We start from the raw sequence: 14,133 nt of genomic DNA, 5'->3' as shown, positions 1-14,133 counted from the left end.
TGGGTCCGGAGAGGGCGGTGCAGCATGGGCAGTGGTTCGGCGGAATACCGGAAGCGCCTTGAACGTGCCGCGGAGGTGCGGTCCTACCGGGGCGCCGGCATCAGCGCCGAAGAGGAAGCCGCGCTGGATGCGCTGGACGCCGCCGAGCGGGAGAAACGGCGCAAGGTCAGCGACGCCGCCCGGGCCGAATACCTGGTGCGGGATGCCATGGCGCAGGGGAAGTTCGACAACCTCAAGTACGCCGGCAAACCCATCCCCGGACTGGGCGAATCCTACGACCCCGACTGGTGGGTCAAGGGCCTGCTGCAGCGGGAAAACATCAGCGGCCTGGGCCCGCCAGCCATCCTGCTGCGGACCGAGGACGCCGGACTGGACCACCAGCTGGACGGGCAGTACACCGAGCAGCAGGTCCGCGAGCTCCTGGAGGACTTCAACCGCCGGGTCATCGATGCCCGGCGGCAGCTTCAGGGCGGCCCTCCCGTGATCACCAGGACCCGCGACGTTGACGCCGAGGTGGAGCGGTGGCGGGCGCGCCGGGCCGCCCGGACGCCCGAAGTGGCAGAAGAGCCCCGGACGGAGCGCACCTGGTGGCAGCGGCTCTGGCGAGGGCAGGCCTAACCGGCAGGGTTCACCAGTTCGAAGAGCTCACACAGAGCGTTGTAGTACTTGCTGGTCCGGCCCCGGTGCAGCAGGCCGATCCGGGTGCAGACCCGCTGCGATGCGGTGTTGGCCGGGTTGGTCACGGCAACCACTTTGGGCGCGCCGTTATTGAAGGCGTAGGCGAGGACCGCCGCCGCGGCCTCGGTGGCGTACCCCTTTCCCCAGTGGTCCGGGTGGAAATGCCAGCCGATTTCCGTGTCACCCGATGGTTGCAGCGGAAGTTCAGCGCCCGACGCCGGAATGGACTTGAGGAGCAGCGTCCCGGCGAGTGCGGGCTTGCTGTGTCCGGGGATTCGTGGCTGCGCAGGGTCTGTCTGTTGCGGCGGGTTTGATGGTTGGGCTGGGTTTGTTGAGTTGGCTGGGTTCGCCTGCTGGGCTGGGCCTTTCAGTTGAACGACCCAGACCGCGTGGACCGGATGGTCCATGGCACGCCACACCCGGATTCGTTCCTCTGCCTCAGCGCGGTCCGCCATCACGCGGGGCGGGTTGCCGATGAAGCGCTGCACCTCCCAGCGGGAGTAGAGATCCAGCACGAAGTCTGCGTCCTTGGGCTCCCAGGGCCGGAGGATCAGTCGCTCTGTTTCAAGGTTCTCCACGCCGTTCATTGTCCACTTGATCGTCCTGGACCACCGCTTTTCCACATAGGGCTTGAGGGGCGTCGGGAATGTCGGTGGGTGCTGGAAGACTTTGGTCATGGAAGCGGTGCTGGGGACGGCTGAGGATGGAGTGGCGGTGCATGGGCATCTCGCCGGCATCCTCATGCTGCTCTCGGCGGCGCCTATTGCTCCTGATGGTGCGGGGATGATCGATCAGCTCCGGCAGCTTGAGGATTTGAAGGCTGTGGCGGCGGCGAGGCAAGCCGAGATAGCTGTGGCGTTCGACCTGTTCCAGCGGCGGGAGCAGGCCGCTGCAGGTGTTCCTGCTGATCAGCTTGGAGTGGGTGTCGGGGCGCAGGTGGCGTTGGCGCGGCGGGAGTCCCCGTCCCGGGGCGGCAGGCTGCTGGGATTGACGAAGACCCTGACCGGGATGCCCCGCACGTTTGCCGCGTTCCGGTCCGGACGGTTGAGTGAATGGCGGACCACGCTGGTGGTGAAGGAAACCATCTGCCTCTCACTCGAGGACCGGGCGGGCGTGGATGAAGAACTTGCCGCCGATACCGGTGCTTTCGACGGGGCCGGGGACCGGACCATCATCTCCGCGGTCAAAGCCGCCGCGTACCGGCGCGACCCTGCTTCGGTGGCCAGGCGGGCCGCCAAAGCGGTGGGGGCACGGACGGTGGGCCTTCGCCCGGCGCCGGACACCATGGCCCGGCTGACCGCGCTGCTGCCCGTCGCCGAGGGCGTGGCCGCCTACGCCGCCCTTACCAGGGAAGCCGGTACCCTCCGGTCCTCCGGGGACGGCCGGTCAGCGGGCCAGATCATGGCGGACACCCTGGTCGAACGGATCACCGGGACCCCGGGCGGGATCAGCGGGGTCCAGGTCCAGCTCGTCATGACCGACCGGACCCTATTACAAGGTGACAGCGAGCCGGCCCGGCTCGCCGGGTACGGCATCGTGCCCGCCGCCTGGGCCCGCGAACTCGCCGCCGGACATCAACCGGGCACGGGCACCGCCACCCGCGCCGCCACCCGCGACGCCAACCGTGCCAACAGTGCCACCGGTGCCGGCGCTCCCGGTGCCGGCGGTGCACGCCGGAACCTTGCCGGCACCAGCATCAACAAAGAACCCGGCGCCGACCCCGAGTCCGCGATGGCTGTCTGGGTCCGGCGGCTCTACACGGCCCCCGGCACCGGTGAGCTCATCGGGATAGACTCCAAAGCCCGGCTCTTCCCGGCAGGACTCAAACGCTTCCTCCACATCCGGGACGACACCTGCCGCACCCCGTACTGCGACGCACCCATCCGCCACTACGACCACATCACCCCCTGGCACCACGGCGGCAAAACCACCACCGAAAACGGCCAAGGACTCTGCGAAGCCTGCAACCACACCAAAGAAAGCCCGGGATGGTCGGCGGCAACAGCTCCCAATCCCGGGGCCCGACACACCGTGACGCTTCGAAGCCCCACCGGCCACGCCTACCACTCCACCGCACCACCACTCCCAGGAAACCGGAGTTCCAAACTCCCCACTTACATCCCGCAGCCCGCCGCACTCCCTGGCGCGGGGGCGGATCAGGAGCGTCGCCGTCGTCCCAACCTTCCCTTGCGGCAGAAGCTGGGACGGCGGGCCAGGACCCCCGTGCCACGTACTTCAGGACCCAAGGCGGCCGCCGTCGGCATCCCCGAAGCCAAGCGAAACAGCGTGGAAGTGCTCGGCCGGGCCGGACCAACGCCTGCTGTGTAAGGCAGGTTAAAGCGGCCAGCCCCTGCGTTGCTACCGCTTGGGTGCGGGGGTGGGTGACGGGTTCGGACCGATCATCGACTGAGGAGGACCGGGGAACGGCGCGGCGGGGTAGAGGGGAACCGCCTTGAGCATGTAGTTTGCCCATTGCGGGCCGGCGATCATGTAACCGTCGAGGCGGGGATAGAACGTTCCGTTGATGGTGACGTTTTGGCCTGCACGTTTTTGACCTTCGAGTGCGTCCCCGAAGAAGGATGCCGTGGCCAGCCCGCTGGTGTAGCCCACAATCCAGGTGGCGCCGTTGTTGTTGGAAGTGCCGGTCTTGGCGGCCGTCGGCCACTTGTCGTGAACCTTCGGCTGGATCCAGAAGCCGGAACCCCTCACCAGCACGTCCTGTAGGACGCTGTTGACGCCGCGTGCCACGTCCGGCTTCACGGCATCCCTGCACTCCGGAATCTGGGCCGGCAGTTTGCGGCCGGTGGCATCGGTGATGTCCACCAGGGCAATGGGCTGGCAGAAGCGCCCGTCGTTGGCGAACGTGGCGAACGCGTTGGCCATGTGCAGGGGTGCAACCCCGGTGGCGCCGAGCAGGTTGCCCAGCTGGTGCATGTTGATGGGGGATCCGTCCAGGCCGCTGTGCAGTCCCACAGCGTCAACCATCTTTTGGATGCCGCAGAAGTCCAGCTGCGCAGCGGACGCGAACGTGGCCGTATTGATCGAGTTGTAGAGGCCGTAATTGACGGGCATCTTCCGGTAGAAGCCCTCCTCGGCGTTCTGCAGGTCATCAGCCGCACCCTGCTGTGGATTGTTCTGCGCCGTGCTGTAGGCGCCCAGTACCTTGCCGCAGCTGGAACGCCAGGGGAACCCGAGCGGATACACCCGGCGGGAGGCATCGATCTCGGCGGTGATCGTCTTGCCCTCGTTAAGCCACTCAGCAAACGTGAAGGGCTTCATGGTGGATCCGGTCTGGAAACCGCCGGCGCCGTTGAGGTCATTGCCCTGCGGGTCCCGGGCATCGACGTTGAAGTTCAGTTGGGTGTCGAACTTGCCCGGTTCGGGGAGGAATGAGGTGTTCTGGGCCATCGCCAGGATCTTGCCCGTTCCCGGTTGCACTGTGACCAGTGCTGCACCCCACTTGTCTGGGTTGGCGCCCGCTGTGCTGTCCACCTGGGCCTGCGCTGCGGCCTGCAGCCGGCTGTCGAGGGTGGTGACGATGGTCAGGCCGCCGCGGTACAACGTGCGTTCCCGCTCGGTCGCGTTGGGCCCGAATGCCGGGTTGTTGAGGATGAGGTGCGAGATGTAGTCGCAGAAGTACGGTGCCATGGCCGCATTGGCGCAGCCCTGCCGCTCCGGGCTGAGCTTCAATTCGATGGGCGTGGCCTTGGCATCGTCGTGCTGGGCCTGGGTGATCTTGCCCAGGCGGAGCATCTCATCCAGCACCTGGTTGCGGCGGGCCAGCGAATTGTCCGGGTTGATGGCCGGGTTGTAGAACGTGGGGCTGTTCACCAGGCCGGCCAGCAATGCCGCCTGCGGAAGGGTGAGGTCCTTTGCGGAGGTGCTGAAGAAGTACCGGGCGGCAGCCTCCACGCCGTAGGCGTCGCTGTTGAAGAACACAATGTTCAGGTAGCCCTCAAGGATCTGGTCCTTGCTGTACTTCTTCTCGAGGGCGATGGCCAGTCGCATCTCGCGCAACTTGTCGCCCATGTCCTTTTGCCCGCTGAGGACCACCTCGTCCGGCCGGTCCTGGGAGAGCCTGGCCTCGTTGACCACGTTGGTGACGTACTGCTGGGTGATGGTGGAAGCGCCCTGCTGGTCCCCCTTGGTCACGTTGGAGATGAGTGCGCGGAGGATGCCCTGCGGGTCGATGCCGGCGTGCTCGTAGAACCTGCTGTCCTCGATAGAGATGATGGCGTCCTTGATATAGGGAGACATCTGGTCCAGGGGAATCCGGACCCTGTTCTCGGCATAGAACGTGGCAATCGGCTGGCCGTCCGCGGTCAGCACGCGCGTGGACTGCGACGGCGGCTGCACCGTGAGTTCCTCGGGCAAACGTTCGAAGAATCCGATCGAACTGCTGACACCGAAGCCTGCGGCGGCCACTGCCGGCACCACCAGGCTGGCCACCAGCACGCCGCACATGGCACTTGCGGCAAGGAACCCCACAATTCGTCCCAGGGCCGCGCCGAAACCGCGCCTGCGCCTGCTCTTCTTTGCCATCCGTCAGCCCTCACGCCTCGAGGTGCGTCCAGCCTACGCCGCTGCCCAGGGGTGATCCAGAACCTGCAAGGTCAGGATAAGGTCACAAAATTTCCCTTGACCGGCGATAGTTAACGACATATCGTTAACTATCGCCGAAGACATCGGCGAAATGATTTTACTAAGAAAGGTGGACGCCAACATGAGAGGCATACCAGACGAAAAATTTCCCGGTCCCGAGTTCGCCAGGGGCCGGTTCGAACGTGGCAGGGGACGCCGGGGCCCGCACGGCCACCGCGGTGGTGGCGGCTTTGGTCCGGGATTTGGTCCGGGCTTCGGACCGGGGTTTGGGCCGGGTTTCGGCCGCGGACCGCGCCGGGCCAACCGGGGCGATGTGCGGGCGGCCATCCTTTCCCTGCTGGCCGAAGCACCCTCCAATGGTTACGGCTTGATCAAGACGATTGCCGAAAAGACCGAGGGTGCGTGGCGTCCCAGTCCCGGGTCCATCTATCCCACGCTGCAGCAGCTGGTGGATGAAGGCCTTATCGAGGCCCTGAGCGAAGGCCGGGGCACCGAGTTTTCGCTCACCGATGCCGGCCGGGAGTACGTTGCCGGGCACGCGGAGGAAATGGAGGGCGCCTGGAGTGCGGTGCCGGAGGGCTCGGACCGGGAGTTCCATCAGAGCGTCGGCAAGCTGATGGCCGTCATTCACCAGTTCCGCAGCGGTGTCACTGAGGAGCAGCGGGCAGCGGCGCTGGAGAAGCTGAACGAAACGCGGCGGGCGCTCTACAAGATCCTTGCCGATTAGGGCACGGGGCCGCCGGCAGGGGGTGCCCGTCAGGCGAAGGACTCCTCCTTGGCCTGCTCCTGCCTGGCAGGCTGTCCCGCCACCGGTGTGTGGGACACTGCGTGGCGCAGGGGATTGAAGGCCGCGCCGAGCTCACCGAACGCGTAGGCGGTCTCGGCGTGCTCCGACAGGTCCACCCCGGCGGTCTCCGCTTCGTGGCTGACCCGGAAACCCACCGTCCTGTTGATGAGGCGGCCGATCACGAGCGTGCCGAGGCCGGAGACCAGCAAGGTGATGACCACCGCCGCCGTCTGGGCGATGAGCTGCTGGAGCCCGCCGCCGTAGAACAGGCCCCCGCCTTGGCCATCCACGGGCAGGGCGATGAATCCGAGCGCCAGGGTGCCGATCAGTCCGGCGCCCAGGTGCACGCCCACCACGTCCAGGGAATCGTCGAGGCCAAAGCGGTACTTCAGGTCCACGAAGACGGCGCAGGCGGCACCGGCGACCAGGCCCAGGCCGATTGCGGCCACCGGGCTGATATTCGCGCAGGAGGGCGTGATGGCGACGAGCCCGGCCACCACGCCGGACGCCGCACCAAGGGATGTGGGGTGGCCGTGCCGGACCTTCTCGGTGACCAGCCAGCTGAGCATGGCGGCCGCCGGCGTGACCAGGGTGTTGATCCAGATCAGCCCGGCCTGCTCCGCGCTGGTGGCGGCTCCACCGTTGAATCCGAACCAGCCGAACCACAGCAGGGCGGCACCCAGCATGATGAAGGGGACGTTGTGCGGCCGGTGGTTGGGGTCCTTGGCAAAGCCGTGGCGCTGGCCCACGATGATGGCCAGGACCAGGGCGGCGGTGCCGGAGCTGATTTCCACCACGGCACCGCCGGCAAAGTCGATGACCTGCCCGAAGACCGCCGTGACGGCGCCGCCGGCACTCATCAGGCCCCCGCCCCAGATCATGTAGGCGAGCGGGCAGTAGACCACCGTGATCCAAACGGGCACGAACAGGGCCCACGCACTGAATTTGGCGCGGTCTGCGATGGCGCCGCTGATGAGCGCCACCGTGATGATGGCGAAGGTGGCGCTGTAGCCGGCCTTGATCAGGTCCGGTGAACCCATGAGGTTCTGGAGGCCAAAGCTGGTGAGCGGATTGCCGAAGATGCCCAGGAACCCGTCGCCGGTGGTCATGGAGTAACCCCACAGGACCCACACCACGCCGACGATGCCGGCCGAGATGAAGCTCATCATGATCATGTTGAGGGCGGCCTTGGCGCGGGTCATGCCGCCGTAGAAGAGCCCGAGCCCGGGGGTCATCAGCAGTACCATCGCCGCCGAAATAAGCAGCCAGACGTGTTGGGCAGACATCTCCACCGGTGGTCCCTTCGCAAGATTCAACGGGGCGGATTGCCGGCCCCGCTTTTCCCCCGGGGACCATCATTCGCGGCGCGTGTTTCATTCAGTGCCGCGAAAAGTTGCGGCTGCGTTACACAAACCGGCCTTGCGTGAAGTTCGCGTGTCGGAATTGTTTCGGCCGTGTAAACGGGCACCATCCGGTTCCGCGGTGACCGCACCGGCTGAGTGCCGGAGGTCCCGGCGTGGCGCGGGAAAACCGCAGCCGGCGGGGTCCGCGGGGTGAGGTGCCGCCGTCGTCCGCAATTTTGCGGGACGTTTCCCCGCCATGAACGGGACCTCACCGCTCCGGCGCTTCGCCCGGAACACTGTGGCGCCGGCAGACGACGACGGCGCGCCGCAACAGGGTGCGGCGCGCCGTTGAGGACTGGCGGGGGAGGGGCCTTGGGCAGCCCCTTAGAATTGCCGGGCGTTGGCCAGGACGGGCAGTTTGGTGCGGACGTCCTCAACAATGGACGGATCGATATCGACGACGGCGAGTTCCGGGCGGCCTCCCAGCGCGGCCACGGTGCTGCCCAGCGGGGAAATGACAGCGCTGTGGCCGATCCCTGTGGGGGCACTGCCGGCGGGGCCCGCGCCGATGGTTTCAGGGTCGCCCTGTCCGCACGCCACCACGAAGGTGGTGCTGTCCAGTGCACGGGCGCGCACCAGCAGATCCCACTGGTCGGCCTTTCCTTCGCCGGCGCCCCAGGAGGCACAGACGATGTTCACCTGGGCGCCGGCCCGCGCGTTGGCCGTGAAGAGGGCCGGGAAGCGGACGTCGTAGCAGGTGGCGAGCCCGAACACGGTGCCGTTGAACTCGAAGGTCACCGGCTTTTCGCCTGCTTCCACCGTGGTTGATTCGGTGAACCCGAAGGCGTCGAAAAGGTGGACCTTGTCGTAGGAGGTGTCGAGCCCCGGACCGGTGACCAGGAGCGTGTTGCGGACGCGGCCGTCCTTCCCCGGGGTGAACATCCCGGCTATGATCGCCAGGTCCAGGTCGCGTGCGATGGCACGCACCTGGTCTGCCCACGGGCCGTCCAGCGGCTCCGCGATGCCGGTCAGTGAATGGCCGAACGCGCGCATGGCCGCCTCCGGGAAGACGACCAGCTCCGCTCCGGCCGCCTTGGCCTGAGCGGCGGAGTCCCGGATCAGCTCCAGGTTGGCTGCGGTATCAGCGCTGCTGATGATTTGGGCGACGGCGAGACGCATGGATGAACTCCGATCTGTTGTATCCATCATGCCTGCCTCAGCGCGGCCCTACTGCTTGTAGCCTTCCACCTCGCTCACGGGCCGGGTCTCGGCCTCGTCCGGGTTCTCTCCGGAATCCTTCTTGGCCCGCCGCTGCCGCAGCAGGTCCCAGCACTGGTCGAGGCTGATCTCCACCTGCCGCAGCCTGGCGTGGTCCGGTGCCTGCCCGTCCCCGGACCCCTCCCGGAGGGAATGCTCCTCGTCCACGAGGGCCTGGATACGCGTCAGGATGTCTTCGTCGTTCATGCTGTCCCCTTCGTCCGGACTGGTCCCCTCAGCGTACGTACCAGGTGCTGATGCCACCAGCCCCCGGGCGGTACCATCAAAGTCATGCCCACTGTGTTCGATATGGCAGGACCCATCCTGGAAGTGCTGACGTGGATGTGCCTTCCCGTCGGCCTGGGGCTGCTCTTCTACACAGGCTTCCTGCGCCGGTTCGTCCACCCCTGGGACGTGGCGGAGGCCGTGGTCTACTCGGACACCACCGGTGTGGGCTTCCGGTGGATGGACCGACGGCACCAGGTACACAACGCGCCCATGTCCCCGCACGACATCAGGGACATGGCGGTGGGGGACACCCTGCCCATCTACTACCACCCCAAGCGGCCCACCCAGTGGCAGACCACGGTTCCGGAGGAGGCAGGCAGGACGGCTTCCGTGCTGGGGCGGGTCCTGACGGCGATCGGGTCGGTGGCCCTCCTGGCGGGCTTCGTCCTGCCGATGTTCTGACCCCGCGTTGTGGCGCCGGTTCCAGTGCGCGGTCCCCACGTGGCCGGCCTTCGTCCCTAAGCCGCCAGGACCACGCCGATGCCCAAGGCTCCGAGGGCCACGCCCGCGAACGCCGTCCACAGCACCGCGTTAACGTCAGCGTCCACGCGCTCCCGCGACACCCCGTAGGCACTGGCGCCGTAGCGCCTGCGCTGGGTGAGGTAGATGGCCAGCGCCGCGCCGGCGGAGACGGCGAACAGCAGCAGGATGGGCAGTCCATGGTGCGGGAGCCACCGCAGGTACAGCGCGCTCGCCGTCACCAGGGACAGCATGGTGCGGCCCCAGGCCAAGGTGGTCCGTTCAGGCTGCAGGCCAGGATCCCCGTGGCCGCGGGGTGGTGACGGCACGCCGTCAGCGCCAGAGGACAAAGACAAGGACGACGGCGGCAGCCACCGCGCCTGCCCCGGCCAGCAGCGGCACAATGAGCGGCAGGGGGAGCGGAGCCTTATGCCGCATGCTCCGTTCCACGCGGAGCCACCGCAGGGCAGCCCCGGCGCTGAGCAGCATGCCCAGCAGGAGGAGCACCACGGCCAGCCCCTTGCGGACGGGCTCCAGGAACAGGTCAGAGGTAAAGGCTTCGATGGCGATGCCGCCGGCAAGCAGGGCCAGCGAGGTCCTGATCCATGCCAGGAACGTCCGCTCGTTCGCGAGGGTGAACCGCGGGTCCGGTTCTTCGCCGCCCGGCAGGAGCCGTTCGGCGAGCCTGCCGCGTGGCGGCGCTCCGCCGTCGGGAGCGTCCTGGCTGTTCGTCACGGTGCCAGTCTAGCCGCGCCCCGGACACGGCCGCGCCTACGCTGAGCGGCGGAGCGCAGCCTTTGAAGCCAGGTGTTCGCCGATGGGCAGCGCCGCCGTGGCCGCCGGGGACGGGGCGTTCAGCACGTGGATCATGCGGTCCGTTTGGGCGAGCAGGAAGTCGTGGATGAGCGTCCCGTCCCGGCGGACAGCCTGCGCCCTGATCCCTGCTTCGAACGGCAGCAGGTCCGCCTTGGCGAGCCCGGGGGCATACTTGCGGCACTCCTGCAGGTAGCTTCCCTTGAACAGGGAATTGCGGACCTCCCGGACCGCCGTCCACGCGTTGGCCCGGGCCATATGCCACAACCCGGGGAAGCGGACATACCGGGCAACGTCCCGGACATTGACCGAGAACTTCGGGTAGCCCTCCCGGGACAGGCCCAGCACCGCGTTGGGGCCCACGGTGATGGTGCCCTGCACCGTGGGCGTGAGGTGGACACCCAGGAACGGCAGGGCAGGATCCGGAACAGGGTAGATCAGGTGCCGGACGTAGCCGGACTTTTCGGCGGGGAGCTCAAAGTACTCGCCGCGGAATGGGATGATTTGGACATCGATGTCTACGCCCGCCATGCCGGCCAGCCGGTCCGACTGCAGCCCCGCACAGGCCACGAGCTGCCGGCAGGCGTACGTCTCCGCGGCGGTGCCCACGGCCACATGGCCGGGTTGCTCGGCGATCGACGTGACCCTCGAGCCCGTCACCACCGTCCCGCCGGCCGCCGCCACCAGCTGGGCAAGCTTCCGCGCCACGGCGCGGTAGTCCACGATGCCGGTGCTGGGAATGAAGAGGGCGCCACGTCCGGTGACATTTGGTTCGCGCCGCAGCAGCTCCTGCCGGTCCAGCCGCTCGAATCCGAGGCCGTGAACGGTGGCGCGTTCGGCAAGCTGCGCCAACCGCTGCACTTCCAGCGGTGTGGTGGCCACCAGGAGTTTTCCCGGCTCGCGGTACGGGATGCCATGGTCCCGGCAGAACTCCTTGGTCTGCCGGGCGCCGGCTTTGCTGAAGCGGGCCTTCAAGCTCCCCGGGGCGTAATAGATGCCGGAGTGGATGACGCCGCTGTTATGGCCGGTCTGGTGGGCGGCCAGCTGTTCCGCGGCCTCCAGCACCACCAGCGAGGCGCCGGGTTCCCTGCGCAGCAGCTGGTAGGCGGTGGCCAGGCCGACGATGCCGCCGCCGATGATGCAGTAGTCCACGTGCTCCACACCGCACATTCTGCCCCATCCTGCGCAGGCGCCCCAGCTATCCGTTCCGTGGTGCGAACATGATCACCGCGACGCCCAGCAGGCAGATCACCGAACCGGCCATATCCCACCTGTCCGGCCGGAAGCCGTCGAAGATCATGCCCCAGGCCAGGGATCCAGCCACGAAAACCCCTCCGTAGGCTGCCAGGATCCTGCCGAAATGGGCGTCCGGCTGGAGCGTGGCCACAAAGCCATACGCGCCCAGGGCGATGACGCCCAGGCCTGCCCACCACCAGTCCTTGCCTTCGCGGACCGCCTGCCACACCAGCCAGGCGCCGCCAATTTCCGCTACGGCTGCCAGGGCGAAGAGCACCGTGGTCTTGAGGATGCTGACAGTTTCTTCCGGGATACCCACCCCGCCATCATGCCAGCCGGGAATGCCGCCGGACCGCAAGGGGTTGCTGCAGGTATGGAGCGCATAGGATTCCTCTCATTCGGCCACTGGGGACCCGGCCAGGGTTCCCACACGCGGACAGCCGGCCAGGCGCTGCTCCAGGGCATTGAGCTGGCGGTAGCGGCCGAGGACATCGGTCTTGACGGCGCGTTCTTCCGGGTCCACCACTTCGCCAGGCAGCAGGCCTCCCCGTTCCCGCTCCTGTCAGCCATCGCCGCCCGCACCGCCAGGATCGACATCGGCACCGGCGTCATCGACATGCGCTACGAAAACCCGCTGTACATGGCAGAGGAAGCTGCCGCCACTGACCTGATCAGCGGCGGCCGGCTCCAACTGGGCATCAGCCGCGGTTCACCCGAGCCCGCCCGCCAGGGAGCCTCGGCCTTTGGCTACGTGCCACGGGACGGGGAGACGGACGCGGACATGGCCCGCCGCCACACTGAGGCGTTCCGCACCGCCATCTCCGGCGCCGGCGTGGCAGAGGCTGATCCACGCTACGCCGGCGGGGCCACGGGCCTGCTGCCGGTCCAGCCGCACTCACCGGGCCTGCAGGAACGGATCTGGTGGGGTGCCGGCAGCCGGAAGACGGCCATCTGGGCGGCGGAGCAGGGAATGAACCTGATGAGCTCCACCCTGCTGACGGAGGACACCGGGGTGCCCTTCCACGAACTCCAGGCGGAGCAGATCAGGCTCTTCCGGGACGCCTGGCAGGCGGCGGGCCACTCCCACCGGCCGAGGGTTTCGGTCAGCCGCAGCGTCCTGCCGATCGTCGATGACGAGGACCGCCGCTACTTCGCCGGCAGCGCCCTGCGGGACAGCCGGGACCAGGTGGGGATCATCGACGGGCTGACCGCGCGGTTCGGCAAGAGCTACGTGGGCGAGCCCGACCGGCTCGCCGAGGAACTGGCCGCTGACACCGCGGTCCAGGCCGCGGACACGCTGCTGCTGACGGTGCCCAACCAGCTCGGCGTCGACTTCAATGCCAAACTCCTGGGCACCGTGGCGCAACACATCGCGCCCGCCCTCGGCTGGGCGCCGGCAAAGGGTTGAGCGGAAGCATTTGGGCAGGACGGGAACCATCTCCGTGACCGGGCCGTTATCCTTGGAGTGCGGCTTGGGGGCTTAGCGCCCAGACAAGCGTGACTGCGGGACGGTCATATGACGGAGAGAGAGAAATATGGCTCGCGCCGCCCTAGGCTTTAACGCATGATCCGGCTACGACAGCTGGCCCAAGCGGCCTCGGTGCTCACCACGCCCTTGGCACCCGAAGACATCCTGGCCCTCTTCAACCCCGTCTACTCCGCCCGGCAGTTGCGCGGCGTGGTCACGCGGGTGGTACAGGAGACGGCACAGTCCGCCACCATCTTTTTCCGCCCCGGACGCGGCTGGAAAGCCCACCTGGCCGGTCAGTGGGCCCGCATCGGCGTCGAACTCGACGGCGTCCGGCACTGGCGCTCCTACTCGCTGAGCACCCCCGCCGGCAAAGACCCGGCCATCACCGTCACCGACGTCGGGGCCGTCTCCGGCACCCTGGTCCGCACCACCCGGCCCGGAGACGTCCTTTTCCTGGCGCCCCCGCAGGGCGACTTCGTCCTGCCCGAGCACCCGCGTCCGCTGCTCATGCTGACCGCGGGCAGCGGCATCACCCCGGTGATGTCCATGATCCGTACCCTGGTTCCGCGGCGCCCGGATGCCGACGTCGTCCTGGTGCACTCCGCCCGCACACCCGGTGAGAGCCTGTTCCGGGAGGAACTGGCCGAGCTCGCGGACCAGTTCCCCAACTTCCGGCTGGCACACTGGTTCACCGGCAAGCGGGGCCGGCTCGACTTCTCCAGCGCCAAGGAACTCGACGGCATCTGCCCCGACTGGAAGGACCGTGCCGCCTATGCGTGCGGGCCGGACAGTTTCCTGGACGACGCCGAAGACCTGTGGAAGCGCACGGCGCTGACTGCAGGCACCCCGGGCAAGGACCTCGCCGTGGCCGGCGGCTCCGGCAACCTGACGATCGAACGGTTCAACACCAACCTTTCCGCCGGTGCCGGGCACGACGGCGGGCTGGTCACCTTTGAAGCCTCCGACCGCGAGGTGGAGGCCGACGGCGATACCCCCATCCTGGACGTCGGCGAGGACGCCGGGGTGCTGATGCCCAGCGGCTGCAGGATGGGAATCTGCCACAGCTGCCTCACTCCGTTGCTCGCCGGTCAGGTCCGGGACCTCCGCACCGGGGAAGTCCACGGCGACCCCGGCCAACTGATCCAAACGTGCGTTTCGGCAGCCGCCGGGCCCGTCAACCTCGAAATCTGAGGAGCAGA

15 protein-coding genes are annotated in these 14,133 nt (G+C 67.7%); 6 read left to right on the top strand and 9 right to left on the bottom strand.

The genetic code is table 11. The features are described from left to right. Nucleotides 1-24 precede the first annotated feature (24 nt). Nucleotides 25-618 (top strand): DnaJ family domain-containing protein, encoded by a 594-nt coding sequence (locus tag AS031_RS08375; RefSeq protein ID WP_058267694.1) that lies wholly within the window; start codon nt 25-27, stop codon nt 616-618. On the opposite strand, the gene AS031_RS08370 is transcribed toward AS031_RS08375, so the two are convergent. Beyond that, entirely contained in the window at nt 615-1,265 is a 651-nt protein-coding gene (locus AS031_RS08370; protein ID WP_058267693.1) for a GNAT family N-acetyltransferase, read from the bottom strand. The genes AS031_RS08375 and AS031_RS08370 overlap by 4 nt on opposite strands. A 154-nt stretch (nt 1,266-1,419) precedes the next feature. Between AS031_RS08370 and AS031_RS08365 the strand changes: the two genes are divergently transcribed. Then, the gene (locus tag AS031_RS08365) at nt 1,420-3,006 is read left to right on the top strand and encodes an HNH endonuclease (RefSeq protein ID WP_371325982.1); all 1,587 of its coding nucleotides are present in this window, start codon (nt 1,420-1,422) and stop codon (nt 3,004-3,006) included. 30 nt (nt 3,007-3,036) lie between these two features. Here AS031_RS08365 and AS031_RS08360 read toward each other — a convergent pair whose 3' ends face one another. Next, a complete protein-coding gene (locus AS031_RS08360; protein ID WP_058267692.1) occupies nt 3,037-5,220 on the bottom strand; it encodes a transglycosylase domain-containing protein in 2,184 nt (727 codons plus the stop codon). Between the two features lie 181 nt (nt 5,221-5,401). Between AS031_RS08360 and AS031_RS08355 the strand changes: the two genes are divergently transcribed. After that, nucleotides 5,402-6,007, top strand: a complete 606-nt coding sequence (locus tag AS031_RS08355; protein WP_058268054.1) for a PadR family transcriptional regulator — start codon at nt 5,402-5,404, stop codon at nt 6,005-6,007. Between the two features lie 29 nt (nt 6,008-6,036). Here AS031_RS08355 and AS031_RS08350 read toward each other — a convergent pair whose 3' ends face one another. From AS031_RS08350 to AS031_RS08340, 3 genes are all read right to left on the bottom strand, one after another. Continuing rightward, entirely contained in the window at nt 6,037-7,359 is a 1,323-nt protein-coding gene (locus tag AS031_RS08350; RefSeq protein WP_141688786.1) for an ammonium transporter, read from the bottom strand. Between the two features lie 435 nt (nt 7,360-7,794). Further along, the gene (locus AS031_RS08345) at nt 7,795-8,589 is read right to left on the bottom strand and encodes a carbon-nitrogen hydrolase family protein (protein WP_058267690.1); all 795 of its coding nucleotides are present in this window, start codon (nt 8,587-8,589) and stop codon (nt 7,795-7,797) included. A 48-nt stretch (nt 8,590-8,637) separates the two neighbouring features. Continuing rightward, the gene (locus AS031_RS08340) at nt 8,638-8,874 is read right to left on the bottom strand and encodes a DUF2630 family protein (protein WP_058267689.1); all 237 of its coding nucleotides are present in this window, start codon (nt 8,872-8,874) and stop codon (nt 8,638-8,640) included. 84 nt (nt 8,875-8,958) lie between these two features. Between AS031_RS08340 and AS031_RS08335 the strand changes: the two genes are divergently transcribed. Then, nucleotides 8,959-9,357 carry a hypothetical protein gene (locus AS031_RS08335; protein ID WP_058267688.1) on the top strand — a complete coding sequence of 133 codons (399 nt, stop codon included), beginning with the start codon at nt 8,959-8,961 and terminating at the stop codon, nt 9,355-9,357. A gap of 56 nt (nt 9,358-9,413) precedes the next feature. Here the strand turns inward: AS031_RS08335 and AS031_RS08330 are convergent, their stop codons facing one another. From AS031_RS08330 to AS031_RS08315, 4 genes are read right to left on the bottom strand one after another with little or no spacing between them, the layout of a single operon-like run. Then, nucleotides 9,414-9,743 carry a DUF202 domain-containing protein gene (locus AS031_RS08330; RefSeq protein WP_141688785.1) on the bottom strand — a complete coding sequence of 110 codons (330 nt, stop codon included), beginning with the start codon at nt 9,741-9,743 and terminating at the stop codon, nt 9,414-9,416. 4 nt (nt 9,744-9,747) lie between these two features. Continuing rightward, nucleotides 9,748-10,149 (bottom strand): YidH family protein, encoded by a 402-nt coding sequence (locus tag AS031_RS08325; protein WP_058267686.1) that lies wholly within the window; start codon nt 10,147-10,149, stop codon nt 9,748-9,750. A 36-nt stretch (nt 10,150-10,185) separates the two neighbouring features. Next, on the bottom strand, nt 10,186-11,388 hold the full coding sequence (lhgO, locus tag AS031_RS08320; RefSeq protein ID WP_058268053.1) for an L-2-hydroxyglutarate oxidase: 1,203 nt from the start codon (nt 11,386-11,388) through the stop codon (nt 10,186-10,188). A gap of 37 nt (nt 11,389-11,425) precedes the next feature. Beyond that, the gene (locus tag AS031_RS08315) at nt 11,426-11,782 is read right to left on the bottom strand and encodes a YnfA family protein (RefSeq protein ID WP_058268052.1); all 357 of its coding nucleotides are present in this window, start codon (nt 11,780-11,782) and stop codon (nt 11,426-11,428) included. A gap of 54 nt (nt 11,783-11,836) precedes the next feature. On the opposite strand from AS031_RS08315, the gene AS031_RS08310 reads away from it, so the two are divergent. Then, nucleotides 11,837-12,871, top strand: a complete 1,035-nt coding sequence (locus AS031_RS08310) for an LLM class flavin-dependent oxidoreductase (protein ID WP_058267685.1) — start codon at nt 11,837-11,839, stop codon at nt 12,869-12,871. Nucleotides 12,872-13,027: 156 nt separating this feature from the next. Continuing rightward, a complete protein-coding gene (locus AS031_RS08305) occupies nt 13,028-14,125 on the top strand; it encodes a ferredoxin reductase (RefSeq protein WP_058267684.1) in 1,098 nt (365 codons plus the stop codon). The last annotated feature ends 8 nt before the right edge of the window (nt 14,126-14,133 follow it).

Source organism: Pseudarthrobacter enclensis (genome assembly GCF_001457025.1).
GTDB lineage: Bacteria > Actinomycetota > Actinomycetes > Actinomycetales > Micrococcaceae > Arthrobacter > Arthrobacter enclensis.
The sequence above is the reverse complement of the archived record's forward strand: the minus strand, read 5'-3'. Positions and strand labels throughout refer to the sequence as shown.

What these genes read in the sequence shown, in the direction of transcription:
- AS031_RS08355 (WP_058268054.1), top strand. Translation starts at nt 5,402, where the DNA reads ATGAGAGGCATACCAGACGAAAAATTTCCCGGTCCCGAGTTCGCCAGG.
- AS031_RS08370 (WP_058267693.1), bottom strand. Translation starts at nt 1,265, where the DNA reads ATGAACGGCGTGGAGAACCTTGAAACAGAGCGACTGATCCTCCGGCCC.
- AS031_RS08345 (WP_058267690.1), bottom strand. Translation starts at nt 8,589, where the DNA reads ATGCGTCTCGCCGTCGCCCAAATCATCAGCAGCGCTGATACCGCAGCC.
- AS031_RS08375 (WP_058267694.1), top strand. Translation starts at nt 25, where the DNA reads ATGGGCAGTGGTTCGGCGGAATACCGGAAGCGCCTTGAACGTGCCGCG.
- AS031_RS08340 (WP_058267689.1), bottom strand. Translation starts at nt 8,874, where the DNA reads ATGAACGACGAAGACATCCTGACGCGTATCCAGGCCCTCGTGGACGAG.
- AS031_RS08365 (WP_371325982.1), top strand. Translation starts at nt 1,420, where the DNA reads ATGCTGCTCTCGGCGGCGCCTATTGCTCCTGATGGTGCGGGGATGATC.
- AS031_RS08360 (WP_058267692.1), bottom strand. Translation starts at nt 5,220, where the DNA reads ATGGCAAAGAAGAGCAGGCGCAGGCGCGGTTTCGGCGCGGCCCTGGGA.
- AS031_RS08335 (WP_058267688.1), top strand. Translation starts at nt 8,959, where the DNA reads ATGCCCACTGTGTTCGATATGGCAGGACCCATCCTGGAAGTGCTGACG.
- AS031_RS08310 (WP_058267685.1), top strand. Translation starts at nt 11,837, where the DNA reads ATGGAGCGCATAGGATTCCTCTCATTCGGCCACTGGGGACCCGGCCAG.
- AS031_RS08305 (WP_058267684.1), top strand. Translation starts at nt 13,028, where the DNA reads ATGATCCGGCTACGACAGCTGGCCCAAGCGGCCTCGGTGCTCACCACG.